27 protein-coding genes are annotated in these 23,937 nt (G+C 68.0%); 11 read left to right on the top strand and 16 right to left on the bottom strand.

Translation table 11 applies throughout. From position 1 onward, the window contains the following. Window positions 1-4 precede the first annotated feature (4 nt). On the bottom strand, window positions 5-907 hold the full coding sequence (dapA, locus tag ADBZ9K_RS17440) for a 4-hydroxy-tetrahydrodipicolinate synthase (protein WP_526622529.1): 903 nt from the start codon (window positions 905-907) through the stop codon (window positions 5-7). Window positions 908-932: 25 nt separating this feature from the next. Continuing rightward, window positions 933-1,709: an FAD-dependent thymidylate synthase gene (gene thyX / locus ADBZ9K_RS17435; RefSeq protein WP_526622527.1), complete on the bottom strand. Its 777-nt coding sequence runs from the start codon at window positions 1,707-1,709 to the stop codon at window positions 933-935. A gap of 91 nt (window positions 1,710-1,800) precedes the next feature. On the opposite strand from thyX, the gene ADBZ9K_RS17430 reads away from it, so the two are divergent. Beyond that, window positions 1,801-3,288: an FAD-dependent oxidoreductase gene (locus tag ADBZ9K_RS17430; RefSeq protein WP_526622526.1), complete on the top strand. Its 1,488-nt coding sequence runs from the start codon at window positions 1,801-1,803 to the stop codon at window positions 3,286-3,288. After that, a complete protein-coding gene (locus ADBZ9K_RS17425; protein WP_526622524.1) occupies window positions 3,285-3,878 on the top strand; it encodes a TetR/AcrR family transcriptional regulator in 594 nt (197 codons plus the stop codon). The genes ADBZ9K_RS17430 and ADBZ9K_RS17425 overlap by 4 nt, the downstream gene beginning before the upstream one ends. Before the next feature lies 1 nt (window position 3,879). Here ADBZ9K_RS17425 and ADBZ9K_RS17420 read toward each other — a convergent pair whose 3' ends face one another. The 3 genes from ADBZ9K_RS17420 to ADBZ9K_RS17410 are packed head-to-tail and all read right to left on the bottom strand — an operon-like array spanning window position 3,880 to window position 6,484. Continuing rightward, window positions 3,880-4,782: a MetQ/NlpA family ABC transporter substrate-binding protein gene (locus ADBZ9K_RS17420; protein WP_526622522.1), complete on the bottom strand. Its 903-nt coding sequence runs from the start codon at window positions 4,780-4,782 to the stop codon at window positions 3,880-3,882. After that, window positions 4,779-5,492: a methionine ABC transporter permease gene (locus ADBZ9K_RS17415; RefSeq protein ID WP_526622520.1), complete on the bottom strand. Its 714-nt coding sequence runs from the start codon at window positions 5,490-5,492 to the stop codon at window positions 4,779-4,781. Before ADBZ9K_RS17415 ends, ADBZ9K_RS17420 begins: the two co-directional genes overlap by 4 nt. Continuing rightward, on the bottom strand, window positions 5,489-6,484 hold the full coding sequence (locus ADBZ9K_RS17410) for a methionine ABC transporter ATP-binding protein (protein ID WP_526622518.1): 996 nt from the start codon (window positions 6,482-6,484) through the stop codon (window positions 5,489-5,491). Before ADBZ9K_RS17410 ends, ADBZ9K_RS17415 begins: the two co-directional genes overlap by 4 nt. A 161-nt stretch (window positions 6,485-6,645) precedes the next feature. Here ADBZ9K_RS17410 and ADBZ9K_RS17405 point away from each other — a divergent pair, with 161 nt between their 5' ends. Genes ADBZ9K_RS17405 through ADBZ9K_RS17395 form a run of 3 tightly spaced genes read left to right on the top strand, consistent with a single transcriptional unit; the run spans window position 6,646 to window position 9,512 of the window. Then, window positions 6,646-7,554, top strand: coding sequence for a MetQ/NlpA family ABC transporter substrate-binding protein (locus ADBZ9K_RS17405; protein ID WP_526622753.1), 909 nt, complete (start codon window positions 6,646-6,648; stop codon window positions 7,552-7,554). Continuing rightward, window positions 7,551-8,888, top strand: coding sequence for an LLM class flavin-dependent oxidoreductase (locus ADBZ9K_RS17400; RefSeq protein WP_526622517.1), 1,338 nt, complete (start codon window positions 7,551-7,553; stop codon window positions 8,886-8,888). Before ADBZ9K_RS17405 ends, ADBZ9K_RS17400 begins: the two co-directional genes overlap by 4 nt. Before the next feature lie 42 nt (window positions 8,889-8,930). Continuing rightward, the gene (locus tag ADBZ9K_RS17395; protein WP_526622515.1) at window positions 8,931-9,512 is read left to right on the top strand and encodes a nucleoside deaminase; all 582 of its coding nucleotides are present in this window, start codon (window positions 8,931-8,933) and stop codon (window positions 9,510-9,512) included. A 1-nt stretch (window position 9,513) separates the two neighbouring features. Here the strand turns inward: ADBZ9K_RS17395 and ADBZ9K_RS17390 are convergent, their stop codons facing one another. Next, the gene (locus ADBZ9K_RS17390; RefSeq protein WP_526622513.1) at window positions 9,514-10,281 is read right to left on the bottom strand and encodes a FadR/GntR family transcriptional regulator; all 768 of its coding nucleotides are present in this window, start codon (window positions 10,279-10,281) and stop codon (window positions 9,514-9,516) included. An 86-nt stretch (window positions 10,282-10,367) separates the two neighbouring features. On the opposite strand from ADBZ9K_RS17390, the gene ADBZ9K_RS17385 reads away from it, so the two are divergent. Both ADBZ9K_RS17385 and ADBZ9K_RS17380 read left to right on the top strand, forming a co-directional pair. After that, complete coding sequence (locus ADBZ9K_RS17385; protein WP_526622511.1) at window positions 10,368-11,273, top strand: proline iminopeptidase-family hydrolase; 906 nt, start codon at window positions 10,368-10,370, stop codon at window positions 11,271-11,273. Between the two features lie 23 nt (window positions 11,274-11,296). After that, entirely contained in the window at window positions 11,297-12,691 is a 1,395-nt protein-coding gene (locus ADBZ9K_RS17380; protein WP_526622510.1) for an amino acid permease, read from the top strand. On the opposite strand, the gene ADBZ9K_RS17375 is transcribed toward ADBZ9K_RS17380, so the two are convergent. Next, window positions 12,657-13,646: an NADP-dependent oxidoreductase gene (locus ADBZ9K_RS17375; protein ID WP_526622508.1), complete on the bottom strand. Its 990-nt coding sequence runs from the start codon at window positions 13,644-13,646 to the stop codon at window positions 12,657-12,659. The genes ADBZ9K_RS17380 and ADBZ9K_RS17375 overlap by 35 nt on opposite strands. Then, the gene (locus ADBZ9K_RS17370; protein ID WP_526622507.1) at window positions 13,643-14,461 is read right to left on the bottom strand and encodes an SDR family NAD(P)-dependent oxidoreductase; all 819 of its coding nucleotides are present in this window, start codon (window positions 14,459-14,461) and stop codon (window positions 13,643-13,645) included. The genes ADBZ9K_RS17375 and ADBZ9K_RS17370 overlap by 4 nt, the downstream gene beginning before the upstream one ends. A 133-nt stretch (window positions 14,462-14,594) precedes the next feature. On the opposite strand from ADBZ9K_RS17370, the gene ADBZ9K_RS17365 reads away from it, so the two are divergent. Beyond that, on the top strand, window positions 14,595-15,167 hold the full coding sequence (locus ADBZ9K_RS17365) for a TetR/AcrR family transcriptional regulator (RefSeq protein WP_526622505.1): 573 nt from the start codon (window positions 14,595-14,597) through the stop codon (window positions 15,165-15,167). Window positions 15,168-15,365: 198 nt separating this feature from the next. After that, window positions 15,366-17,021 (top strand): purine-cytosine permease family protein, encoded by a 1,656-nt coding sequence (locus tag ADBZ9K_RS17360; protein ID WP_526622503.1) that lies wholly within the window; start codon window positions 15,366-15,368, stop codon window positions 17,019-17,021. 13 nt (window positions 17,022-17,034) lie between these two features. Here ADBZ9K_RS17360 and ADBZ9K_RS17355 read toward each other — a convergent pair whose 3' ends face one another. Genes ADBZ9K_RS17355 through ADBZ9K_RS17345 form a run of 3 tightly spaced genes read right to left on the bottom strand, consistent with a single transcriptional unit; the run spans window position 17,035 to window position 19,528 of the window. Further along, window positions 17,035-18,243: a winged helix-turn-helix domain-containing protein gene (locus ADBZ9K_RS17355; RefSeq protein WP_526622501.1), complete on the bottom strand. Its 1,209-nt coding sequence runs from the start codon at window positions 18,241-18,243 to the stop codon at window positions 17,035-17,037. Beyond that, window positions 18,240-18,731: a dihydrofolate reductase gene (locus ADBZ9K_RS17350; RefSeq protein WP_526622500.1), complete on the bottom strand. Its 492-nt coding sequence runs from the start codon at window positions 18,729-18,731 to the stop codon at window positions 18,240-18,242. Before ADBZ9K_RS17350 ends, ADBZ9K_RS17355 begins: the two co-directional genes overlap by 4 nt. After that, window positions 18,728-19,528 (bottom strand): thymidylate synthase, encoded by an 801-nt coding sequence (locus ADBZ9K_RS17345; protein ID WP_526622498.1) that lies wholly within the window; start codon window positions 19,526-19,528, stop codon window positions 18,728-18,730. The genes ADBZ9K_RS17350 and ADBZ9K_RS17345 overlap by 4 nt, the downstream gene beginning before the upstream one ends. Window positions 19,529-19,571: 43 nt before the next feature. On the opposite strand from ADBZ9K_RS17345, the gene ADBZ9K_RS17340 reads away from it, so the two are divergent. Then, window positions 19,572-20,312 carry a dienelactone hydrolase family protein gene (locus ADBZ9K_RS17340; protein WP_526622496.1) on the top strand — a complete coding sequence of 247 codons (741 nt, stop codon included), beginning with the start codon at window positions 19,572-19,574 and terminating at the stop codon, window positions 20,310-20,312. On the opposite strand, the gene ADBZ9K_RS17335 is transcribed toward ADBZ9K_RS17340, so the two are convergent. Genes ADBZ9K_RS17335 through dapB form a run of 5 tightly spaced genes read right to left on the bottom strand, consistent with a single transcriptional unit; the run spans window position 20,309 to window position 22,917 of the window. Then, a complete protein-coding gene (locus tag ADBZ9K_RS17335; RefSeq protein ID WP_526622495.1) occupies window positions 20,309-20,770 on the bottom strand; it encodes a hypothetical protein in 462 nt (153 codons plus the stop codon). The genes ADBZ9K_RS17340 and ADBZ9K_RS17335 overlap by 4 nt on opposite strands. A 58-nt stretch (window positions 20,771-20,828) precedes the next feature. Continuing rightward, window positions 20,829-21,281: a flavodoxin family protein gene (locus ADBZ9K_RS17330; protein WP_526622493.1), complete on the bottom strand. Its 453-nt coding sequence runs from the start codon at window positions 21,279-21,281 to the stop codon at window positions 20,829-20,831. Between the two features lie 17 nt (window positions 21,282-21,298). Beyond that, the gene (locus tag ADBZ9K_RS17325; protein ID WP_526622491.1) at window positions 21,299-21,688 is read right to left on the bottom strand and encodes a PPOX class F420-dependent oxidoreductase; all 390 of its coding nucleotides are present in this window, start codon (window positions 21,686-21,688) and stop codon (window positions 21,299-21,301) included. A 39-nt stretch (window positions 21,689-21,727) separates the two neighbouring features. After that, the gene (locus tag ADBZ9K_RS17320) at window positions 21,728-22,147 is read right to left on the bottom strand and encodes a hypothetical protein (protein ID WP_526622751.1); all 420 of its coding nucleotides are present in this window, start codon (window positions 22,145-22,147) and stop codon (window positions 21,728-21,730) included. A gap of 35 nt (window positions 22,148-22,182) precedes the next feature. Beyond that, the gene (dapB, locus tag ADBZ9K_RS17315) at window positions 22,183-22,917 is read right to left on the bottom strand and encodes a 4-hydroxy-tetrahydrodipicolinate reductase (protein ID WP_526622489.1); all 735 of its coding nucleotides are present in this window, start codon (window positions 22,915-22,917) and stop codon (window positions 22,183-22,185) included. 78 nt (window positions 22,918-22,995) lie between these two features. Here dapB and ADBZ9K_RS17310 point away from each other — a divergent pair, with 78 nt between their 5' ends. Further along, window positions 22,996-23,922, top strand: a complete 927-nt coding sequence (locus ADBZ9K_RS17310) for a PE-PPE domain-containing protein (protein WP_526622487.1) — start codon at window positions 22,996-22,998, stop codon at window positions 23,920-23,922. The last annotated feature ends 15 nt before the right edge of the window (window positions 23,923-23,937 follow it).

Genomic DNA, 23,937 nt, shown 5'->3' with positions numbered 1-23,937 from the left:
CAGCTCATCGCAGGACTGCCGCGGCGCGCAGGTCGGCGGCCAGCTCGTCAAGCTGTGCGGGGGTGGCCGGCATCTGCGGCAGCCGCGGGTCACCGGTCTCGATACCGATCAGCCGCAGACCGGCCTTGGCCAGGGTCACCCCGCCGAGGCGGGCCTGCGCGGCGTTCAGTGGCGCCAGCGACACACCGATCTTGCGAGCGGTGGCGATGTCACCGGAATTGAAGGCGGTCAACATGTCTCGCAGCTGGCTGGCGGCCACATGGCCCCACACACTGATGAAGCCGACCGCGCCCATCGCCAGCCAGGGCAGGTTCAGCGCGTCGTCGCCGGAGTAGTAGGCCAAACCCGTCTCGGCCATGATCTGCGCACCACCGTGCAGGTCGGCCTTGGCGTCCTTGACCGCAACGATGTTGGGGTGCGCCGACAGGGTGCGCATGGTGTCCCACTCGATCGGCACGACCGAGCGCGGCGGGATGTCGTAGAGGATCACCGGCAGGTCGGTGGCATCGGCCACCGCGGTGAAGTGCGCCACCAGGCCCGACTGCGGCGGCCGCGAGTAATACGGCGTGACAACCAGCAGGCCGTGCGCGCCCTCGGCCGCACAGGTCTTAGCCAGGTGCACGCTGTGGGCGGTGTCGTAACTGCCGGCTCCGGCGATGATGCGGGCCCGGTCACCGACGGCTTCCAGCACGGCGCGCAGCAGCGCCAGCTTCTCCTCGTCGGTGGTGGTGGGCGACTCACCGGTGGTGCCGGAGAGCACCAGCCCGTCGCAACCGGAGTCGACCAGATGGGTGGCGAGTCGCGCCGCGGTGGCGGTGTCCAGCGTGCCGTCGGGCTTGAACGGCGTCACCATCGCGGTCAGAACGGTGCCCAGCCGGGCGCTGGCGTCGAATCCGCTGGTGCTCACGGACGTCTAGATTACCCGGTCGGGCTCAGACCTCCGTCGCCAGCGGCGAGGTCGCCACCTCCGTGCCGTCGGAAAGCTCGGTGATCTCGAAATCGGCGAACACCGCGGGCGCGACCTGCGCCAACTCGCGCAGGCAGGCGATCGCCAAGCGGCGGATCTCCACGTCGGCGTGCTCGCTGGCCCGCATGGCGATGAAATGCCGCCAAGCGCGATAGTTGCCGGTGACGACGATGCGGGTTTCGGTGTCGTTGGGCAGCACCGCACGCGCGGCCTGGCGGGCCTGTTTGCGCCGCAGCACCCCCGGCGTAGCCGGTCCATCCGACCCTGCGGGCTGGTCGGCGAACTTGGCCTCCAGCTTGGTCAGCAGCTCGACGTAGGCCGCCCGGCTGGCGTCGGCGGCATCGAGCAGGATCTGTTGGAGCTCGGGGTCGTCTTCGAGGCCGGGCGGCACGACAACCTGGGCGTCGCTGTCGGGCACGTAGCGCTGGGACAGCTGCGAGTAGGAGAAGTGGCGGTGCCGGATCAGCTCGTGGGTGCATGACCGCGAGACGCCGGTGATGTAGAACGACGCTGAGGCGTGTTCGAGCACCGAGAAGTGCCCCACGTCGATGATGTGCTTGAGGTAGGCCGCGTTGGTGGCGGTTCGGGGGTTGGGCTTGGACCAGCTTTGGTAGCAGGCCCGGCCGGCGAACTCCAGCAGCGCCTGGCCGCCGTCGGCGTCGGTGTCCCATGGCACGTCGGGCGGGGCCAGGAACTCGGTCTTGGCGATCAGCTGCACGCGCAGCGGCGCGGTCTCGGCCACGGGCTCACCTTAGTGCGCACACCGCGCGGGGACCGCTCGGTCTTAACGTTAGTTGCTAACATGTTATGAACTAACACAGGAGGAGGCGGCGATGGATACCGACGTGATCGTGGTCGGAGCGGGACCGACCGGACTTACTCTGGCCAGCGCCCTGCTGGCCGCCGGCGTGGCGGTTCGGGTCCTGGACAAGGCGTCGGGACCTGCGACGACATCCCGGGCGCTGGGACTACAGCCGCGCGGGGTCGAGGTCCTCGACCGGCTCGGCGCCCTGGGCGACCTGCCGCGGCGGGCGCTGCCAGTCGACCGGCTGACCATCGTCGCCGACGGCCGCGAGCTCGCCAGCCTTCGACTCGCGCAGAACACTACGCTCGCGGGGCCGCGCGCCCTGCTGATGTCGCAGGCCGACATCGAGGGCGCGCTGCGCGAACGCCTGGTGGCCCTGGGCGGCACGGTCGAGTGGGGCCGGGCGGTCACCGGCGTGATCGTTGGTTCCGACGGCGCGGGAGTCCGGCTCGACGACGGCAGCGAGCTCGACGCGCACTGGGTCGTCGGCGCGGACGGGGCCCACAGCGCGGTCCGCAAGCTGCTCGACATCGGTTTCCCCGGCGTCCCGCTGGTGGAGCGTTTCCTGCTCGCCGACGTCCGCGCCGATGTCGACCGACCGCGCGACGGGGCGACCAGTTGGCTGGCACACGACAGCATGCTGGCCGCATTCCCCCTGCCGGGAGCCGACCTGTGGCGGCTGATGGCGCCGGCACCGCCGGGGTTCGCCGACGACGCATCACCGCGGGACATCGCCGACCATCTGATCGGAAGGTTTCCGCCGGGGACCGTCGGCGCCATCCACGCGGTGGAGTGGACGTCGACGTTCCGGATCCAGCGCCGCCTGGCCGACACCTACCGCCGCGGCCGGGTGCTGCTGGCCGGCGACGCCGCCCACATCCACAGCCCGCTGGGCGGACAGGGCATGAACACCGGCATCGGGGACGCCGAGAACCTGGCGTGGAAGCTCGCGCTGGTGATCTCCGGGCGCGCCGATCCTCACCTCATCGACAGCTATCAGGCCGAGCGCCGCCCGGTCGCCGAAGACGTGCTCGAAACCACAAGCGGGCTCACCCAATTGATGATGGGTGACGGCCCGGCCCGGCGCTGGGTGCGCGACCATGTGGCCGTGCCGCTGCTCAACCGGGACTTCGTGCACCGCCTGGTCACCGATAAGGCCTCGCAGTTGCAGATCTCCTACCGGCACGGGCCGCTGGGCGCCGAGACCCGGCTGCCGCGGCCCGGACCGCTGCCGGGCGACCGGCTACCCGATCGGCGGCTGACGGACACGCACGGTCGATCGGTGCGGCTCTTCGAGGTTCTCGGGCCGCAGTGGGCGCTCATTGGCCCCCCGCGCCTGGCAGCGGTGGCCGCAGAACGCCTGGGCGAGCTGGTCGTTGGGCTCGAGGACGCCGACGCCGACGCCATGCTGGTGCGACCCGACGCGCACCTGGCCTGGCGCGGCCGGGACCCGCGTCGGCTGCGCGGCTGGCTGGACGTACACCTGGGTGCGCCGGCCGGGGTCCTCGCCCGATGAGCGGTGACTGGCGCACCGCGAAGAAGGCCAGGACCCGCCGGTCGATCCAGGACCACGCCCTGGCGCTCTTTCTCGACCAAGGCTATGAGCAGACCACCGTCGAGGAGATCGCGGCGGCCGCCGGGGTGTCGCACATGACCTTCTTCCGGCACTTCCCCCGCAAGGAAGAGGTCGTCGAATACGACGACTACGACCCGATCATGGCCGACCTGATCGTCGCCCGCCCGCCCGGGGAATCGCCGCTGGAAGCGGTCCGTGCGGCGATGCACGCGGGGCTCGAGCAGATCCTGCCAGCCGACCGCGAGTCGATCCTGATCCGCACCAGCCTGCTGCTGAGCACCCCGGCGCTGCAGGCACGCAACTGGATCGCCCAGGAGAGCACCCGCGATCTGATCGCGGGCGCGCTGTCCCGGCGGGCCGGGATGCCCGCGCCGGATCTGGCCACCAGCGTCCAGGCCGCCGCGATCGTCGCGGCGTCGGGGGTCGCGATCACCGCGTGGGCGGCCGACGGTGGCACCCGCGACCTGGCCGCCGCCATCGACGACGCGCTGGCTGCGCTGGCCGCGATCACCACCCCCGGCCCACCCTGAGTCACAGCGGCAGCAGGATCCCCTTGACACTCGGGTCGGTGGCCAGGAATTGCTGCACCGCTGGGTCTTTGAAGGTCTCGACCAGCTTCTTGATGTTGTCGGTGTCGGCCCAGCGGCTGCCGATGGTCAGCTGCCCGGCGAACTCGTCGGGGGCAGGCGGAGCGAAGATCTCCTGCTGGAGAGGAACTTTGGCGGCCAGATAGTACTCCGTGTAGCCCACTGCCGCATCCAGATCCGGCAACGAGCGGGACTGCGCAGCAAAGTCCAGCAGCGTGAACTTCAGGTGCTTCGGGTTGGCCACGATGTCCTTCTGGGTGGCCGTCCACTTGTCGACATTGGGGTTCAGGGTGATCAGGCCCGCACGCTCCAGCAGCCACAGCCCCTGTGCCTCGTTGGCCGGGTCGGAGTACAGCGACACATTGGCACCGTCGGGCAGTTGACTGACGTCACTGTACTTGTCCGACCAGATGCCGAAGCCCCACCGGAACACCGGAGTGGCCGCCTGCTCGCGGAAGTCGGGATTGGCTTCGAGCACCTGGCTCAGCCACAGCTTGTGCTGGTAGATGGTGCCGGCCACCTCGCCGTCGCTGACCGCGCGGTTGATGGTGTTGCTGTCGGCCAACCCGCGGAAGGCCACCTTGATGCCATGCCTGGGGGCAACCTCACGGCTGATGTACTCGATGAGCGCCTGCTCGGCCGCGTTGCCCTCGTTGGTGGCGACCACCAGGGTCGCACCCGGAATCTCGTTGGCCGACTTGGCCTTTCCGAAGAAGAAGTAACGCCCGGCGACGATCGCGACGATCACGACGGCCAATCCGACCGCGATCGGGATCCACTTGCGCCGTTTGCGGAGCTCGAAGCCGTGGTCGTCGGGACTCTGGACCGGGCTGTCGGTGGTGGTCATGCGTTGACGGTTCCTTTCAGGCGGGCATGCGGAGTGGTGAAACGGACCAGCGCGTCGCCGACCAGCTGCACCGCGGCGACGGTGACCACCAAGATCACGATGGTGGCGAACATGACGCCCTGATCGAATCGCTGGTAGCCGTAGGTGACTGCGACATAACCGATTCCGCCGGCACCGATGGTCCCCGCGATGGCCGAGTATTCGATCATGGCGATGATGTTGATGGTGAGCCCGCCCAGGATCGACGGAATCGCCTCGTTGAGTTGAGCGGTGCGGATGATCTGCAGCCGCGATCCGCCGGAGGCGCGGGCGACCCGGACCACCGATGGCGGCACCGAACGCAACGAGTTCTCGACGATACGGGTGAAGAATGCGATGCCCGCCAAGGACATCGGCACCACCGCGGCGGCGATACCGATGTTGGTGCCGGTGATGAACCGGGTGAACGGCATGATGGCGGCCATCAGGATCAGGAAGGGCAGCGAGCGGCCAATGCTGATGATCCAGCTCAGCGCCGTGTGCAACGCCGGGTTTTCGAACAGGCCGCCGGGAGCCAGGTTGTGAATGAGCGCGCCGAGGGGCACCCCGACCAGCACGACGATCGTCATCACGATGCCGACCATGATCAACGTATCCAGCAGGGCCGGGAACAGCAGCCCGGGCAGCTCGTTGACCGGGACCTTGGCGTTGGCCAACAGAGTCTCGGTCACGCGGCGCCCCGCAACCGCTGCTCACCGGTCGCCAGGCCGTAGCGAGCCAGCACGTCACCGGCCCGCTCGGACAGCTCGGCCGGGATACCCAGGGTCGCCGATCCCACGGTGACGCCGTGGACCTGCTGGACCGAGGCCCCGAGCACCGCGATCGGTGCGCCCAGGTCGGCCGAGGCACGCGCGATCCAGTCCGACGGCACGGCGGGCGAGTCGTAGACCACCTGCCATACGCGCTGGCCGGCGGCGGCGCCACTGGCGATCCCCTGCGGGCGCAGCTCGGCGCCCAGAGCCGAATCGGGATCAGTGAGAAGCTCTACCAGAGGACCGGATTCGACGATGCTGCCGCGATCGAGCCGCGCCACCGAGTCGGCGATCTTGAGCACGGTGTCCATCTCGTGGGTGATGAACACGATGGACAGGTCCAGATCGTCGCGCAATTCGCGCAGCAGCTCGACCACCGAATCGGTGGTGGTCGGGTCCAGGCCCGCGGTGGCCTCGTCGGAGAGCAGCACCGACGGGCGCAGCGCCAGCGCGCGGGCGATGCCGACGCGCTGCTTCTGCCCACCCGAGAGCTGGAACGGGTAGTGGTTGGCTCGGTTGGACAGCCCGACGCGGTCGAGCAACTCGGCGACGCGCTTGCGCGCCTCGGCCGCGGTGACACCCAGGTATTCCAGGGGCAGCGCGACGTTTTGTGCCGCGGTGCGCCGTTCGAACAGACCGGCGGACTGGAACACGGTGCCGATCCGGCGGCGGGCCACCCGCAGCTCCTTGGACGACAACGTGGTCAGATCCTCGCCATTGACCACCACCGAGCCCGATGTCGGCAGCGTGAGCAGGTTGATGCATTCGGCCAGCGTGCTCTTACCGGCCCCGCTGGGCCCGACCACGGCCAGGATCTCGCCGGCGTCGACGCGGAAATTGATGCGGTCCAATACCACGGTGCGGCTATCGCCGGTGCCGTAGATCTTGGTCAGTTCAGTCAGCTCGATCATGGGGAGCCCTTCGGAAACGGATTGTGGGCAAGCGTCATCGCCGTTGCGCACCAACACTGTCAACACCGGGATCCGGTTGACAGCATTGCGATCACGGTGAGCCGATCGCGATGATCGCAACCCTGGGCGAGCCGCGCTGGGTGCTGCATGCTTCTGGACGTATGAGCATCGACGAGTCGGTATCGGCGCAACCGCACGGTTTCACCCTTCAGAAACGGCGTCGATGGCCTTACGTGGCCATCGCCCTTGTCGTGATTGTCGCGGCGGCAGTGTATTTCGTCGTCGAGCGCGGCAGCGGTACCAAGTCGGCGAATGAAACAGCTGGCGCCACACTGGATGTCGTCTACCTGGACTCTAACCCGGCGGAGAAGGCGATCATCGAGTACATCGCCGCCAACGTCGCCTCTGACTACAACGTCAAGGTCGGCGCGGTCGGACTGGGCGACAGCACCCAGATCAACCAGGCGATCAGCGACGGTCGCTATGCCGGCACCATCTTCCAGCATCGGCACTGGCTCCAGCAGGTACTCGACGCCAACCCCAGCTTCAAGGAGCAGGCCGCCACCGGGCCGTTCTTCCACTGGGTGTTCGGCATCTGGTCCGACAAGTACCGGACGCCGCAGGAGATCCCGGACGGCGCGACGGTGTCGCTGCTGGCCGACCCCGCCAACAATGCGCAGGGCATTTGGTATCTGGCCCAGGCCGGGCTGGTGACCGTGCGCCCCGGCGCCGACATCACCGCACTGACCACCAAGGACATCGTCGACAATCCGAAGAACCTGAAGTTCACGCTGCTGGACTTCGGCGCCCAGCCGCGGGCGCTGCCCGACCTCGACGCGATCGTCGGATACGCGGAGTCGTTCCTGGCCGCCGGGGTCAGCGAGGACAAGCTGATCTTCGCGCCCAAGTCACCCGACGAGTTCGCCTCGGTGCTCACGGTGGGTAGCAACTACCTGGACACCGAGAACATCAAGAACCTGATCAAGGCCTTCAAGGATCCGCGTGTACAGCAGTTCATCGCCACCGATCCCGAGGTGAAAAAGCTGGCGCTGCCGGGTGATCCGGCGTGACCCGCCGGGAACTGCATCTGGGCGTCAACGTCCTGTCCGACGGGATGCACCCGGCGGCCTGGCGGTACCCCGGCGCGGATCCACACTGGTTCACCGACCTGTCGTATTGGATCGACGTGGCGCGCATCGCCGAGCGCGGGATGCTGGACGCGCTGTTCCTGGCCGACAGCCCGTCGCTGTTCCAGAACCCGGACGAGCCGCTGGACGCCCCGCCGCTGGCGCTGGATCCGCTGGTGCTGCTGTCGGCGTTGGCCTCGGTGACCACCCATCTGGGGTTGATCGCCACGGTGTCGACGTCGTTCGAGGAGCCCTACAATGTGGCGCGCCGGTTTGCCTCGCTGGACCATCTCAGCCGCGGCCGGGTCGCGTGGAACGTGGTGACCAGCAGTGATCCCTACGCGTGGAACAACTTCGGCGGCGGCGCGCAACCCGACCGCGAGCAGCGCTACTCCCGGGCCGCAGAGTTCATCGATGTGGTTCGGTCGCTGTGGGATTCGTGGGACGACAATGCTGTCCTGGCGGACAAGACGACCGGCGCGTTCAGCCGGCCCGGTGCGATCCGCACGATCGATCACCGCGGCGAGTTCTTCTCGGTAGACGGACCGCTGACGCTGCCCCGACCGCCGCAGGGGCACCCGGTGTTGTTCCAGGCCGGCGGTTCACCCGGGGGGCTGGATTTGGCGGCGCGGTATGCCGACGGGGTGTTCGCTGCGCAGGCCTCGCTGCCGGACGCGTTGCGCAACGCCGCGGAGTTGCGGTCGCGGACAGTGGCCCATGGCCGGCCGAGGGATGCGATCCGGATCATGCCGGGCCTGTCGTTCGTATTGGGCAGCACCGAGGCGGAGGCCCGGCGGCGCAACGACGAACTCAACGAGCTGGCCGGCGAGCGGCGCCTGGCACATCTGGCCGGGCAGTTGTCGGTGGACCCCGGGGAGCTGGCCTGGGACAAGCCCCTGCCGCAGTGGCTGCTGGACGGCGCGGTGACCGATACCGGGTCACAGGGAGCTCGCGACATCGTGGTGAATCTGGCGCGGCGCGAACACCTGACCGTGCGCGAGCTGCTGGACCGGGTGATCACCTGGCACCGGCTGGTGGTGGGCGGCCCGGAGCAGATCGCCGATGCGATCGAGGAGTGGTTTGTCGCTGGCGCGGTCGACGGGTTCAACCTGATGCCGGATGTCTTCCCGTCGGGGCTGGAACTGTTCGTCGACCATGTGGTGCCGATCCTGCGGGCCCGCGGCCTGTTCCGGCGGGAATACACCGCGACGACGCTGCGCGGACATCTGGGGCTGAACCGGCTGCCAGACCGGCGAGTCGTGGCGCGGGCGGGGTGAGCGCCGACGCGCGGCCGAAGGGTCCGCGCGTTAGCGTGGGACATGCCGACGAACCCCGCCCGCCTGCTGGACGTGATGGAGCAGGCGATCCTGCCGCTGACCGATCGTGGAGTTGCGGCCGGTAACAAGGTGTTCGGAGCGGCGATCCTGCACAAGTCGGACCTGTCGGTGGTGGTCGCCGAGACCAATGGCGAGATCGAGAATCCGTTGTGGCACGGCGAGATCCACACCCTCAACCGGTTCTACGAACTGCCCGGCCGGCCGGCGGCAGCCGATCTGGTCTTCTTGTCCACCCACGAGCCCTGCACCATGTGCATGTCGGCGATCACCTGGGCGGGATTTGACAACTTCTACTATTTCTTCAGCCACGAGGATTCCCGGGACAGCTTCGCCATCCCGCACGATCTGAAGATCCTCGCGGAGGTGTTCGGTCTACCGCCGGGCGGCTACCGGCGCAGCAACGCGTTCTGGTCGGCCTATTCCATCCCGGGCCTGGTCGAGGCTGAACCCGAACCGCGGCGCAGCCAGTTGCAACACCAGCAGGACCGGATCCGGGCACGTTATGCCGCGCTCTCGCAGCGCTATCAGGACTCGAAGGGCAACAACGCCATTCCCCTGAGCTGACTCAGTCGACCAATACCCCGGCGCGGCGCATCGCGGTGGTGATCAGCTCGAAGTCGATGGCGCCGTGTTCGCGGGCCAGCGCGTCGGCTTCGTCGCCGCGCCCGGCACCGATCGCCGCCAGCATCTCCTCGTGGTCGTGCAGCGCGCGAATCTCCATGGTGTGCATGGTGGTCGGCTCACCCCACAGGTGCGCCGGCGAGCCGATGCTGACCGTCGCCTTGAGATCCAGCAGTAGCTGCTTGAGCACGTCGTTGTGCGCGGCGTCCATGATCGCCAGGTGAAACCCGCTGTCGGCCTGCTGGGCGGGCAGCCCGGTCCCCGCTGCCCGGTACGCCTCCAGCCGGGCCCGCATCAGCGCGAGGTCGGCCTCGGTGCACGACTCCGCCGCGGCGCGGGCGACCACGCCCTGTAGCCGACACACCGCGTCACAGCGGTCCCGAAGCTCGCCCAGCCGCATGCCCAGGGTGCGGCGCACCGCGTCGTTGGATGATTCCGGCCACTGGTCGAGCACGTAGGAGCCGCCGCCGCGGCCCCGCCTGGTCTCGAGCAGACCGCGGGCCACCAGCCGGGCCAGCGCGGCCCGCACCGTCATCCGCCCCACTCCCAGAGATGCCGCAAGATCGCGTTCCACCGGCAACCTGGCCCCGGGTAGGTACTCGCCGATGGCGATGGCCGTGACCAGCCGGTCGGTAATCTCGTCGACCCGCGACGACGAGTCCAGCTGCTGCGCGAGCAGCCCCGGCCCTACCGGTGCGCCATCGTGAGCCATCGACCGCGACCCTCCTTCGTCACCGTGATGTTAATTCCCAATCAATGGTCTTGCGACGAGACCTTTACCGGTTCATGCTGGACCCCATGGCTGTGGATACGCAGATGGTGCCGTTCCGGGAATACCAAACCTGGGTGCAGATCACCTCGCCGGAGACGGTGCGCGCGGGCACCCTCCCCCTCGTCGTCCTCCACGGCGGCCCAGGCATGGCGCACAATTACGTCGCAAACATCGCTGCGCTGGCGCAGGAGACCGGCCGCGTCGTGGTCCATTACGACCAGATCGGCTGCGGCGCAAGCACACACCTGCCCGATGCGCCGGCCGACTTCTGGACGCCCGCGCTGTTCGTCGAGGAATTCGACGCGGTCCGCAACGCGCTCGGCTTCGAGCACTACCACCTGCTGGGCCAGTCCTGGGGCGGCATGCTCGGGGCCGAGATCGCGGTGCGACAACCACCGGGACTGGCGTCGCTGTCGATCTGCAACTCGCCGGCCTCGATGCAGCTATGGATGGCCGGCGCGGCCGAACTGCGGGCCCAGCTGCCCCCCGACGTGCAGGCCGCACTCGACCGCCACGAAGCCGACGGGACCGTCACCGACCCGGAGTACCTGGCCGCCACAGAGGAGTTCTACCGGCGCCACGTGTGCCGGGTGGAGCCCGTCCCCCAGGACTTCCTCGACACCGTCACCCAGATGGAGGCCGAGCCGACGGTCTACCACACCATGAACGGCCCCAACGAATTTCACGTCGTCGGCACCCTGCGCGGCTGGAGCATCATCGACCGGCTGCCGTCGATCACCGCGCCGACCCTGGTGATCGCCGGCGAATTCGACGAGGCCACACCGGCCACCTGGCAGCCCTACGTCGAGCACATCCCCGACGTCGCCAGCCACGTCTTCCCCGACACGAGTCACTGCACCCATCTGGAAAAGCCCGAGGAGTTTCGCGCCGTCGTCGCCGCGTTCCTTGCCGCGCACGACTCGGCGATCTGATTCCTTCGACCGACAGGATGTCCATGGACGTTTCCGCACGCCCCACCGAGCCGGCCACCCAGCGCACGCTGGAATCGTTCGGCTACAAGCAGGAACTGCACCGCTCGGTAGCCACCGTCGACCTGCTCGTCTACGGGCTGGTCTTCATGGTGCCGATCGCGCCGTGGGCCATCTTCGGCACCGTCTACAACAGCGCGGCGGGCATGGTCCCGCTGGTCTACCTCATCGGCCTGGTGGCCATGGTGTTCACCGCGCTGGCGTATGCCCAGATGGCCAAGTCGTTTCCGCTGGCCGGCTCGGTGTTCTCCTACGTCGGCCGTGGCATTCATCCCAACGTCGGCTTCTTCGCCGGCTGGGCCATCCTGCTGGACTACCTGCTGGTGCCGACCCTGCTGTACGTGTTCGCCGCAGAGTCGATGATCGGCCTGTTCCCCGGCACGCCGCGCTGGCTGTGGGCGATCGTGTTCGTGGTGGTCAACACCGTCATCAACCTGCTGGGTGTGGACTCGCTGAAGATGGCCAACCGCGCCTTCCTGGCCATCGAGCTGGTGTTCGTGGTGATCTTCGTCTACATCGCGATCCGGGCGATCAGCGGCGGCTCGCTGCCCAACGTCGGCTGGAGCACGACGCCGATCTGGAATCCCGAGACTGTCAGTGCGCCGCTGATCGCCTCGGCGCTCTCGATCGCGGTGCTCAGCTTCCTCGGATTCGACGGAATCTCCACGCTCGCAGAGGAATCCACCGGCAAGAAGAACCCGGCCGGCAAGGCCATGGTCGGGTCGCTGTTCATCGTGGCGTTCCTGTTCGTGCTGCAGACCTGGCTGGCCAGCCTGCTGGCCGGTGGCCGCGAGTCCTTCAGCGACGACGAGGTGGGCAACGCCTTCTTCGATCTGGTGCAGGCCGCGTCGAGCACGGGCTGGATGAACGCGTTCTTCGCGGTCAATGTGCTGGCCGTCGGGTTCGCCAATGCGATGGCCGCCCAAGCCGCCACCAGCCGGCTGCTGTATTCGATGAGCCGCGACCGGCAACTGCCGAGCTACCTGTCGAAGATCAGCTCGCGTCAGGTGCCGATGGCCGCGATCCTCACGGTCAGCGCGCTCAGCGTGGTGCTGGTGCTGTTCTTCGTCGGCCAGATCGGGCTGATCTCCTCGCTGGTCAACTTCGGTGCCCTGTTCAGTTTCTGCCTGCTGCACGCCTCGGTGGTGTGGTACTACCTGGTGCGCAAGAAGTCGAAGAACTACCTGCTGCATCTGGTGGTTCCGGCGCTGGGCTTCGTGATCATCGCCTACGTGTTGTTCAATGCCGACGCACTGGCCAAGATCGGCGGCCTGGTGTGGCTCGGTATCGGCGTGGTGGTGTTCATCGTCAACCGGGTGCGTGGCGTCAAAGGCCGGGAGGCCGGGCTTCTCCCGGAATGACGATGAGCTTGCCGCGCGTGGCCGCCCCGTTGCGTTCCAGGTCGGTCAGGGCCGGTATCGCGTCCGCGAGCGCAACCGTTCGGGCGATGGGGATCCGTAGCGTCCCGGCGCCGGCGGCTCGCGCGACCTGTTCAAGGTCCTCCGTCACTGCCCGGGTCATCAGAACCCGGAACGGGCCGGGCAGCGCGCTTCGGGCCAGGTTAGCGGGCGTGGGATGGATGCTCACGATCCGGCCGCCCGGCCCGAGCAGTGCGCGCGCGGTCCTGATGGTCAGGGTGCCGGCAGTGTCGAGGACGATGTCGAATCTTCCGCGCAGTGCGGCCGGGTCGACGTCGAAGTCAAAGTCGACGATCGGCTCGACGCCGAGCTCGCGCGCCTCCTGACGTGCACTCGCACGGCAGCTGCCCCCCACCGTCGCGCCGTTTGCGACGGCGAGCTGAACCGCGCAGCGCCCCACTCCGCCAAGGCATCCGTGCACGAACACGGCCTCGCCCGGCCGTAGCTTCCCCTTCCTGAACAGCGCTTGGTATGCGGTCAGCCCGACGGTCGGGACCGCCGCGGCCGCCTCGAAGGACAGGCCGGCGGGCTTGCCGACGACACCTTTCGCCTCGGCCACGACCACGTCGGCGAAGGCCCCCGACCAGGTGATCGGGGCGCCACCGAGGACGGCATCACCGACCCGCAGCCGTGTCACCCCGTCGCCGACTGCCTCGACGATGCCGGCGAAGTCGTAGCCCATGCCGCGCGGGAAGCTGCGCCCGGTCACCGCTTTCATGGCACCGTTGCGGATTCCGAAGTCCATCGGGTTGGCGGCTGCGGCCCGCACTCGCACGCGAACATCCTCGGCGCCAAGGGCTCTGGGCTCGAAGGCTTCCAGCCGCATCACCTCCGGTCCGCCGTACTGGTGGTACTGGATGCGCCGCAGCGCCGCCGCCGCGGCACCGGCCGTGCTCATGAGCCGCTCGGGACGGCGTCGGTCAGGGCGCGCCCGAAGGTCCAGCCGAACATCCTGGCCGCCAGCGATCGTGGCACCACATACTTGATCAGCACGTCGCTAGCCCGGTTGACTGCGCCGGGGATCACGCGGGCTTTCGTGCCCAGGGCGTCCAGCGCCGCGCCCACCACCTGCGCGGGTTCCATCATGGGCCCGCCGACCTTGCGGAAGTCGATGCCGATGGGTCGGTCCAGGGCTTCGGTTTTCGTCATTCCCGGCGACACGACGAGCACGTCGACACCGTCCTTCTTCAGTTCGTAGTGCAAGGCCCGGCCCAGCGACGAGACGTAGCCCTTGACCGCGGCGTAGTTGGCCACGTACGGCGCGGCGCTGGCTTCCAGACTGGAGGCCACCAGGATGATGGCGCCGCGGCGACGTCTGACGAAATCGCGCCCGAAGCGGTGGGCCAACTGCAGCGGAACGGCCCCGTCGAGGGTGAGGACGTCGAGTTCGTCGGCCAGCGAGTTGGTCACCAGCGGCCCGGCCACCGAGATTCCGGCGTTCGCCACGACGATTCCGACATCGAGATCACCGACCTGACGGTGTAATTCGTCCACCGCGCCGTCGGAGAGCAGGTCCAGCACGAGTGCGGTGTTGGTGGTCCCGTCCACGCGGGACAGCTCCGCGGCCAAGGCGTCGAGCCGGTCCTTGCGCCGTGCCACCAGCACGACGTTGATCCCGGCCGCGCTGAGCTGGCGGGCGAACTGCTCTCCGATCCCCGAGGACGCCCCGGTGACGATCGCGTACTGGCCGTATCTGGCACGAAGATTCTTCATTCCGATTCCCGTCTGCAGGTGCGGTGGCGATTGCGGGCCGGTGCCACCGATGCGATGACACCAAGTGCCATGAACGCTACACCATGACGGCACTCGGTGTCATCGGTGCGGGTGCACCTCCTATACTTCGGGGATGAGTCGGTGGGAACCCAATGCCGCGGAACGGCTGGGCGGGGCCGCCGTGGAGTTGTTCCTCAGCCGCGGATACGAGGACGTCACGGTCGCCGAGATCGCCGAGCGGGCAGGATTGACGAAGCGCACGTTCTTTCGCCACTTCTCCGACAAACGCGAGGTGCTGTTCGGCGGTCAGGATGCCTACCGTCACCTGTTCGCCGACGCCATCGCCGACGCCCCCGCCGGTGCCACCCCGCTGGAGGCGGTCGGCGCGGCGCTGGCCGCGTTCGCCGCCGGCTTCGCCGAGGACCGCCGAGACTTTCTGGCCAAACGCCAGACGGTCATCATGAACAACCCCGACCTCCGGGAGCGCGATCTGCTCAAGGCGGCCGCGCTCACCGCCGCCATGGCCGACGCGCTGGTCGAGCGCGGGGTGAAGCAGCCCACGGCGAGCCTGGCCGCTCACATCGGCGCATTGGCCCTCGACGACGCGTTCCAGCACTGGCTGCAGCCGGAGAACCGCCGGCCCATGGCCAAACTCGCCGAACAGGCGCTGCGGCACTTGAGTTCGGCCGCCGGGAATCTGGATTGAGTGCCCGGATCGGCGCACGCCAGCGCCGGTGCCGGATCCCCGCGCGCCGGAGTAGCAACAGCCCCATGGCGGACGCCAAAGGCAGCGTCACGAAACACCGGTGTCACGACACGTTAATCCCGCCCGCTTAGAGTCGCCGTGTTCGGGTCTCACAACGCCGTTGGGCTTCCGGCATCGACATCCAACGGGGTTCGCGCCATGACGCAAGAAGCAGAACGCATCGAGACCGCCGCAGCCGAGCGAAATCTGGACGCCGTCGCCGAAACCAAGGAGACGCTCGAGGATTACACCCTGCGGTTCGCACCCCGCAGTTACCGAAAGTGGTCGACACGGGTGGTCGGCATCTCCGCGCTCGGCGGCATCGCCTATCTCGCCGACTTCGCGATTGGCGCCAACATCGGCATGGCCTACGGCACCACCAATGCGTTATGGGGCATCGCCATCTTCGCCCTGGTCATCTTCGCCACCGGATTTCCACTGGCGTACTACGCGGCCCGCTACAACATCGATCTCGATTTGATCACCCGTGGCGCCGGTTTCGGCTACTACGGCTCGGTGGTCACCAACGTTATCTTCGCCACGTTCACGTTCATCTTCTTCGCCCTGGAAGGCTCGATCATGGCACAGGGCCTCCACCTGGGCCTGGGCATCCCATTGCCGATCGGCTACGCAACCTCGACGCTGATCATCTTCCCGCTGGTCATCTACGGGATGAAAGTGCTTTCCACACTGCAGGTCTGGACGACGCCGCTGTGGCTGTTCCTCATGGTGTTCCCCTTTGCCTACCTGGTGATCAGCCATCCTGAATCGGTTGGCCAGTTCCTGGCCTATCAGGGTGAGCAAGGCCGCGGTGCAACCGATTTCGGCTCGATGCTGCTGGCCGCCGGCGTCTGTTTGGCCCTCATCGCGCAGATCGCCGAACAGATTGACTACCTGCGCTTCATGCCACCACGCACTCCGCAGAACGCCCGCAGTTGGTGGACCTGGATGGTCCTTGCCGGTCCCGGCTGGGTGATCTTCGGCGCGATCAAGCAGATCATCGGCCTGTTCCTGGCCGTCTACCTGATCAGCAATATCGCCGACGGCACCGCGATCGCCAACCAGCCGGTGCATCAATTCCTAGAGATCTACCAGAACTTCATGCCGGGGTGGCTGGCGATGAGCCTGGCCGTGGTCCTCGTCGTGATCAGCCAGATCAAGATCAACGTCACCAACGCCTATTCCGGTTCGCTGGCGTGGACCAACTCGTTCACCCGGATCACCAAGCGCTATCCGGGCCGATTGGTGTTTCTCGGCGTGAACCTGTTGATCGCACTGATCCTGATGGAAGCCAACATGTTCGACTTCCTCAACACCATCCTCGGCTTCTACGCCAATTGCGGTATGGCCTGGGTGGTGGTGGTCGCATCCGACATCGCGATCAACAAATACCTGCTGGGCATTTCGCCCAAGCAACCGGAATTCCGCCGCGGCATGCTGTACGCCATCAATCCCGTGGGATTCGGCTCGATGCTCATCGCCGCCGGAGTATCCATCGTGGCGTTCTTCGGCGGGCTCGGCGAGACGCTGCGGCCATACTCGTCGTTGGTGGCGATCTCCTTGGGCCTGGTGCTGCCACCGGTCATTGCGCTAGCAACAAAGGGCCGGTACTACCTGCGCCGCGGGCACGATGGGATCGACCTGCCGATGTTCGACGAGCATGGCAACCCGTCCGACGTGCAGATCCGTTGCCACGTATGCGACATCGACTACGAGCGCCCGGACATGGCGGCGTGCGATACCCACAACTCGCACGTGTGCTCCCTGTGTCTGAGCACCGACCAGAATGCCGAGTGCGTGCTGCCAGCACACTGAGCCGACTGACGACTCAAAACGCTTGTCGCAGTCGCCCCATCAGATCCCCGCGTTCACCCACGCGCACACCGCCCAAACCGAGCCAGCTCGCCATCGTCGCCAGCTCCCCCGCCAGGGCCTGTGCCACGTGCGGCTGGTCCTGACCCGGCTCGGCGAACGCCCCCACGACGTGCAGCACGTCGTTGCTGCGGTCGGCCTTGAGGTCGACCCGGCCGACCAGGCGCCCGTCGAGCAGAAACGGCCACACGTAGTAGCCGAACTGGCGCTTGGGTTCCGGGGTGTAAATCTCGATGCGGTAATGGAATCCGAACAACCGCTCGACCCGCGGCCGGAAGAAGATCAACGGATCGAACGGACACAGCAGGGCCGTCCCGCGCTCGCGCCGTGGCACCGCCAACCCGGCCCGCAGGTAGGCCGGCGCCGACCAGCCGGCCACCTCGACCTCCTCGAGTTCACCCTCAGCGACCAACGCGGCCACCGCGGGCTTGCTCTGCTTCGGGCTCAGTCGGAAATAGTCGCGGATATCGGCCTCGGTTCCCACCCCCAGCGCGGTGGCCGCGCGCAGCGTGAGCTCGCGCAGGGCCTCGGCGTCGTCGACCTCGCGGGCCAGCACCTGCGCGGGCAGCACCCGCTCGGCCAGGTCGTAGTGGCGGGCGAACCCGACCCGGGTGGCCGTCGTCAGCACCCCGGAGGCGAACAGCGCCTCGGCCACCCATTTGGTGTCGCTGCGGTCCCACCACGGGCCCTTGCGTCCGCGTTGCTCGCTGTTGAGGTGCGCCTCGATCTGCCCGGCGGTGCTGGGCCCGAGTTCGCCGACGGCGGCGAGGATGTCGTCGGCCAGCCGCGGGTTCTTCTTGACGATCTCGATGCCCCAGCGGCCATGCGTGTACTCGCGCATCCGCCACCGCATCAGCGGCCAGTCCTCGACGGCCATCAGCGCCGCCTCGTGCGCCCAGTACTCCACGAGCAGACGCGGCGAGCGGGCGCTGTGGCTCCAGGCGGCACCGTCGAGCACACCGCGGTCATAGGCGCCCAGCCGGCTGAACACCGGCGCGTAGTGGGCCCGCACCGCCACCGACACCGAGTCGAGCTGCAGCACCTGAAGGCGCCCGATCAACCGGCGCAGATGGGCGCGGGTGACGGGTCCGCGGGGCGCGGGCTCGGCGAACCCCTGCGCGGCCACTGCGATCCGGCGGGCCTGATCGGCCGACAGCCGGGTCATGCCCGCAGGTAGCTGTGGAACCGGTAGCGCAGCCCGGAGCGACTGTCCTGCCACGGGCCGGAGGTGCCGGCCCAGGATTCGTCGAGCATCGGGGCCAGCGCGTCGCCGTCTTCGAGCCGAAGGTCGAGGCCGACCTCGGTCACCTCGCACCGGGTGGCCAGCGGCAGAGCGAGGTGATAGATCTCCGCCCCGCCGATCACCCAGGTGTCCTCATCGGTGATGGCGGACTCCAGGTCGCCCACCACCGTCGCTCCGTGTGCCATGTAGTCAGTTTGCCGGGTGAGTACGACATTTCTGCGTCCCGGCAGCGGGCGAACCTTCGCCGGAAGTGACTCCCAGGTGCGCCGGCCCATCACCACGGTGTGGCCCATGGTGAGGTCCTTGAAGCGGGCGAGGTCCTCGGGCAGGTGCCACGGGATGCCACCGTCGCGGCCGATGACCCCCGAGGTCGACTGCGCCCAGATCAGTCCGAGTCCGCTCGGGCTCATACGGCGACCGGGGCCTTAATGGCCGGGTGTGGATCGTAGTTGCGGATCTCGATGTCGTCATAGGTGTAGTCGAAGATCGAATCACGCTGGGCGAGAACAAGTTCCGGATAGGGTCGCGGATCGCGGCTGAGCTGCTCGGCGACCTGCTCGACGTGGTTGTCGTAGATGTGGCAGTCACCGCCGGTCCAGACGAACTCCCCCACCTCCAGGCCGGCCTGGGCGGCCATCATGTGGGTCAGCAGCGCGTAGCTGGCGATGTTGAACGGCACCCCCAGGAACAGGTCGGCACTGCGCTGGTAGAGCTGGCAACTCAGCTTGCCGTCGGCAACGTAGAACTGGAACAGCGCGTGACACGGCGCCAGCGCCATCTGCGGGATCTCGCCCACGTTCCAGGCCGAGACGATGTTGCGGCGGCTGTCTGGGTCGGTACGCAGCAGCTGCAGCGCATTGCTGATCTGGTCGATGTGTTCGCCCGACGGGGTCGGCCACGACCGCCACTGCACACCGTAGACCGGACCGAGATCCCCTGTGGGAGAAGCCCACTCGTCCCAGATCGTGACGCCGTGCTGGTGCAGCCATTCGACGTTGGAGTCCCCGCGCAGGAACCACAGCAGTTCGTAGATCACCGACTTAAGGTGCACCTTCTTGGTGGTGATCAGCGGGAAGCCGGCCGACAGGTCGTAGCGCAGCTGATGGCCGAACAGGCTGCGTGTTCCGGTGCCGGTGCGATCCGCTTTCGGTGTGCCCTGCCCGAGCACTAGGCGAAGTAGATCCTCGTATGGCGTCGCGATCGGCACGCCGATCAGCTTACGTCCGGCAACAGGGGGTACAAACGATGCCATGCCGACCATCTCTGACACCGTCACCACTGCCGACGGAACCTGCCCCGTCACCCTGGCGATCCCGGACGGGCAAGGTAGGTGGCCCGCGGTGATCATGTACCCCGACGCCGGCGGGATCCGGCCCACGTTTGTCGACATGGCGGCGCAGCTGGCCGGCCAGGGCTACGTGGTGCTGGTGCCCGATGTGTACTACCGGCACGGCGACTGGGCGCCATTCTCCATGGAGACGGTGTTCTCCGATCCGGCCGAGCGGGCGCGGCTGTTCAGCATGCTGGGCAGCGTCACCCCCGAGGCCATGGAGACCGACGCGCGGGCGTTCTTCGACTATCTGGCCGCCCGGCCCGAGGTCAGCGGCCAGACATTCGGCACCACGGGCTACTGCATGGGCGGGCGGACGTCGCTGACGGTCGCCGGGCGGGTGCCCGAGCGGGTCGCGGCGGCGATGTCGTTCCACGGCGGCGGGCTGGCGACCGAGGGCCCGGACAGTCCGCATCTGCTGGCCGAACGCATCCGCGCGGCGGTCTATGTGGGCGGCGCCCAAGACGATCCGTCGTTCACCCCCGAGCAGGCCGAAACCCTGGACACGGCGCTGACTGACGCCGGGGTGGAGCACACCATCGAGTGGTATTCAGCCGCGCACGGCTTCGCGGTGCCGGACAACGGCCCCTACGACCAGGCCGCCGCGGCGCGGCACTGGGAGGCTATGACCGACTTCTTCGGGGCGCACCTGCCCGCTTAGGCCTGCTCGCGGTGGCGGCCGCGGCGGATGCTGGTCAGGGCGCGGATGACGCCGCGGGAGGCGTACGCCGCGACGATCACCGACAAGATGATCAGGAACACGAACATCACCAGCCAGTTGCTGCGGCTGTGCGGCACGTTCCACCACACGATGGTGAATAGCACCGCACAGATGAACACGACGATGTCGCGCCAGTTGCCCTTGTAGGAGGCCGCGATCTCTCGCAATTCGCGGCTCTTCTCGGTGGTGGCGATGAGGTCGACGATGCGCGCGTTGATGCTGGTGCGCAGTGCCGCGCGCAGCTCGGCGTCCTCCTCTGGGATCTTGTCGAGCAGTTCGATGTCGTCCTTGATCATCCCGCGGAAGTCGGGTCCCCTCAGATTGCCCGCGGCGATGCCCAGAAGCGCACCGCCGGCGATCGGGGCAGCCCCTAGCGCGATGTCAGCGATTCCGGGCATGGCACCTCCTCTTCGTCCCTCCAGAGGGTAGTGCGCCGGTCTCGCCGCGGGTGGCGCTCTAGGACATCAGGCTGGCGGCCACCGTCGCCCCCAGCTCCCAGCACGCCTGCAGGTCGGTCTTGCTGGGCTTGCTCGACACCACGACGGACTCGGCGGCCTTGACCCAGCCCAGCCCCGTGGTGATGGCGTCGACCCCGCGCAGCGCTCCCTCGGGGCCCTCGTTGCCATGGACATAGAGCCCGAACGGACGCCCCCGGGTGGTGTCCAGGCACGGGTAGTAGCAGACGTCGAAGGCGTGTTTGAGCGCACCGCTCATGTAGCCCAGGTTCGCCGGGGTGCCCAGCAGAAAACCGTCGGCGGCCAGCATGTCGGCCGGTGCGACGGTGAGCGCCGGGCGGCGCACGACCTCGACACCCTCGATGTCGGGATCGGTGGCGCCGGCCAGAACGGCCTCGAACATCTCCTGGCAGTGCGGTGAGGGAGTGTGGTGGACGATCAGCAGACGAGACATCACCCTCCACTCACATGTCAGCCCTGCGCCACGACCCGCGTTGGCCGCAACGTGACGGCCACCCGGCCCTCGCGAGGCGCCGGAAAGGTCTCCGGGTCCTGACCATAATGTCGGACGACCTCCTCGAACAGCTCGAGGCCGGGGTCTTCGCCGACTTCGACCGTCCCGCGGATCTCGAGTGTCCGGAACGGGTTCTGCGGATCGATGATGAACAATGTCGCCTGCGGATGGGCGACGACGTTCTTGTACTTCTGCCGTGCCGTCACGAACGACGTTTTCACGGTGTCGCCGTCGACCACGAACCAGATAGCGGTGACCTGGGGCGTCCCGTCGGCACCGACGGTGGATAGCGAGGCTACCAGCGGCGCCTGGGCGAGGTCTTGATGAGATTCAGGGATGGAGGTCATGCCCGGAACAAACCGCGGCTGTCAGCAGGCCATTCCCCGTCAGGTCTTGCCCGCCTGCATCGCAACGGCTTTGCGCATCGCCTCCCGGGCCCGGCCGCGATCGCCGGCGTAGTCGTAGGCCCGCGCCAGCCGATACCAGCGCTGCCAGTTGTCCGGGTCGGCCTCCAGCTCGGCCCGCACCGTGTCGAACAGGGCGTCGGCGGCATCACGCTGGATGCGCCCGCCCGGGGTGCGCGGCAGGTCGCTGACGTCGAGCTCCATGCCGCCCTCGGTCGCCAGCCGGGCCAGCCGCTGATGAGCGAACCCCGCGCGCAGCGTTGCGACCATCGCCCACGCCCCGACGACCGGCAGGATCAGCACGCCGATTCCCAGCGCGATCGCGGTCGGCGTCCCGGTGGTGAGCAGGGTGATTCCGGTGCGGCCCAGCAGCACGAAATACACCAGCAGCGCCAGGCACATCAGCCCGATCAGCAGCTGGGTGCGCAGCGCGCGGTTCACAGGTCCAAAAGGGGTTCGATTCCGATGGTCAGCCCGGGCCGGGTGGCGATCTCGCGGACCGCCAGCAGCACACCCGGCACGAACGAGGTGCGGTCGAGGCTGTCGTGGCGGATGGTCAGCGTCTCCCCCAGCGTGCCGAACAGCACCTCCTGGTGGGCGACGAGCCCGGTCAGCCGCACCGAGTGCACCGGGACACCGTCGACATCGGCGCCACGCGCACCCGGCAGGCCGGTGCTGGTGGCATCGGGGTTGGGCGGCAAACCTTTTCGTGCCTGTGCGATGAGCTTGGCGGTGCGGGTCGCGGTGCCCGACGGCGCGTCGGCCTTCTGCGGGTGGTGCAGTTCGATGACCTCCACCGATTCGAAATAGGGGGCAGCCTTCTGGGCGAAGTGCATGGACAGCACGGCGCCGATGGCGAAGTTCGGGGCGATCAGCACACCAGAGCCGGGCTTGGCGGCCAGCCAGGACCGCACCTGGTCGAGGCGCTCGTCGGTGAAACCGGTGGTGCCGACGACGGCGTGAATTCCGTTGTCGATGAGGAACTTCAGGTTGTCCATGACGACGTCGGGGTGGGTGAAGTCGATAACCACCTCGGTGCCGCTGTCGGTCAGCAGGCTCAGGTCGTCGCCGGCGTCGACTTCGGCGCTCAACGACAAGCCCTCGGCGTCGCGTACCGCGTCGCACATCGTCGTTCCGACCTTGCCTCTGGCTCCCAGGACCCCGACTCGCATGAACGCAGCCTAATCCGCACGCCCGGGCGTTACGCTGCCCGCAGGGGGTTGGCGATGTTCAGACGAGCCGGGCTAGCAATGATCGGCACCGCAGCGGTGATCGTGACTGCGCCGGCGAGCCACGCCGCGACGGTCCTCACCCTCGAAGGCGGATTCGTCGGCATGCAACACATCCTGCATTTCACGCCGACGCAGCTGCGCGGTGACCTGTGCAAGGCGCCCAACCACTGCCAGCCCGTCGACTACTTCGCCTTCCCCGGCAGTGCCTTCACCTCGCAGGGCGCCACCAACGTCGAGAAGGCCATCGAGGCCCTGCCCGAGGACGAACCCGTCGTGCTGTTCGGGCACAGCGAGGGCGGCCAGGTCATCTACGCTGACCTGCGCCGGTGGGCCGCCAACCCGGAGACTGCCCCCGATCCGGCAAGGGTCTCGTGGGTGTCGATCGGCAACCCGGAGAACCCCTACGGCGGCAGGCGACCGAAAACCGAGTCGGCCGGCGCGCCCTGGCTTCCGCCGACCACTGCCTACCAGGGCACCGAGGTCATCCGGCAATACGACGGGTGGGCCGACTGGCCCGACGACCCCACCAACCTGCTCGCGGTCGCCAACGCGGTCGCCGGGATGCTGACGATCCACAGCAACTACTGGCAGGTCGATCTGGCTGACCCGGCCAACGTTCGCTACACCCCCGACGTGGCGGGTCAACCGGGCAACGTCACCTGCGTGTGGGTGCCCACCAAGACCCTGCCCCTGGTCGCCTGGGCGGGTCCGCTGGCTCCCACACTCGACAATGCGTTGCGCCCGATCGTCGAGAAGGGCTACCACCGGCCGGTCGATATCCCGGATCCGACGCCGACGGCAGCGGCGGCTCGTACCGCTGCGGCGACTCGCGCTGTGGCAGCGTCCCATCGGCCGCCCGAAACGAAGCCGACAACGGCGGCCGGTCAGGCCAGACAAGCGGTCCGTTCCGGCGACCAGCGCCCTAGGGCTCGGTCCGCCCGATAGGGACTTCACGGCGAA

The sequence above is a fragment of the Mycobacterium sp. genome (assembly GCF_965229265.1).
GTDB lineage: Bacteria > Actinomycetota > Actinomycetes > Mycobacteriales > Mycobacteriaceae > Mycobacterium.
Note: the sequence above shows the minus strand (reverse complement) of the source record. Positions and strands in the feature narration are given on the sequence as shown.

Coding starts and splice junctions, on each gene's coding strand:
- ADBZ9K_RS17430 (WP_526622526.1), top strand. CDS start 1,801: ATGGATACCGACGTGATCGTGGTCGGAGCGGGACCGACCGGACTTACT.
- ADBZ9K_RS17425 (WP_526622524.1), top strand. CDS start 3,285: ATGAGCGGTGACTGGCGCACCGCGAAGAAGGCCAGGACCCGCCGGTCG.
- ADBZ9K_RS17420 (WP_526622522.1), bottom strand. CDS start 4,782: ATGACCACCACCGACAGCCCGGTCCAGAGTCCCGACGACCACGGCTTC.
- ADBZ9K_RS17410 (WP_526622518.1), bottom strand. CDS start 6,484: ATGATCGAGCTGACTGAACTGACCAAGATCTACGGCACCGGCGATAGC.
- ADBZ9K_RS17405 (WP_526622753.1), top strand. CDS start 6,646: ATGAGCATCGACGAGTCGGTATCGGCGCAACCGCACGGTTTCACCCTT.
- ADBZ9K_RS17395 (WP_526622515.1), top strand. CDS start 8,931: ATGCCGACGAACCCCGCCCGCCTGCTGGACGTGATGGAGCAGGCGATC.
- ADBZ9K_RS17390 (WP_526622513.1), bottom strand. CDS start 10,281: ATGGCTCACGATGGCGCACCGGTAGGGCCGGGGCTGCTCGCGCAGCAG.
- ADBZ9K_RS17385 (WP_526622511.1), top strand. CDS start 10,368: ATGGCTGTGGATACGCAGATGGTGCCGTTCCGGGAATACCAAACCTGG.
- ADBZ9K_RS17380 (WP_526622510.1), top strand. CDS start 11,297: ATGGACGTTTCCGCACGCCCCACCGAGCCGGCCACCCAGCGCACGCTG.
- ADBZ9K_RS17375 (WP_526622508.1), bottom strand. CDS start 13,646: ATGAGCACGGCCGGTGCCGCGGCGGCGGCGCTGCGGCGCATCCAGTAC.
- ADBZ9K_RS17370 (WP_526622507.1), bottom strand. CDS start 14,461: ATGAAGAATCTTCGTGCCAGATACGGCCAGTACGCGATCGTCACCGGG.
- ADBZ9K_RS17365 (WP_526622505.1), top strand. CDS start 14,595: ATGAGTCGGTGGGAACCCAATGCCGCGGAACGGCTGGGCGGGGCCGCC.
- ADBZ9K_RS17360 (WP_526622503.1), top strand. CDS start 15,366: ATGACGCAAGAAGCAGAACGCATCGAGACCGCCGCAGCCGAGCGAAAT.
- ADBZ9K_RS17355 (WP_526622501.1), bottom strand. CDS start 18,243: ATGACCCGGCTGTCGGCCGATCAGGCCCGCCGGATCGCAGTGGCCGCG.
- ADBZ9K_RS17350 (WP_526622500.1), bottom strand. CDS start 18,731: ATGAGCCCGAGCGGACTCGGACTGATCTGGGCGCAGTCGACCTCGGGG.
- ADBZ9K_RS17340 (WP_526622496.1), top strand. CDS start 19,572: ATGCCGACCATCTCTGACACCGTCACCACTGCCGACGGAACCTGCCCC.
- ADBZ9K_RS17335 (WP_526622495.1), bottom strand. CDS start 20,770: ATGCCCGGAATCGCTGACATCGCGCTAGGGGCTGCCCCGATCGCCGGC.
- ADBZ9K_RS17330 (WP_526622493.1), bottom strand. CDS start 21,281: ATGTCTCGTCTGCTGATCGTCCACCACACTCCCTCACCGCACTGCCAG.
- ADBZ9K_RS17325 (WP_526622491.1), bottom strand. CDS start 21,688: ATGACCTCCATCCCTGAATCTCATCAAGACCTCGCCCAGGCGCCGCTG.
- ADBZ9K_RS17320 (WP_526622751.1), bottom strand. CDS start 22,147: ATGTGCCTGGCGCTGCTGGTGTATTTCGTGCTGCTGGGCCGCACCGGA.
- dapB (WP_526622489.1), bottom strand. CDS start 22,917: ATGCGAGTCGGGGTCCTGGGAGCCAGAGGCAAGGTCGGAACGACGATG.
- ADBZ9K_RS17310 (WP_526622487.1), top strand. CDS start 22,996: ATGATCGGCACCGCAGCGGTGATCGTGACTGCGCCGGCGAGCCACGCC.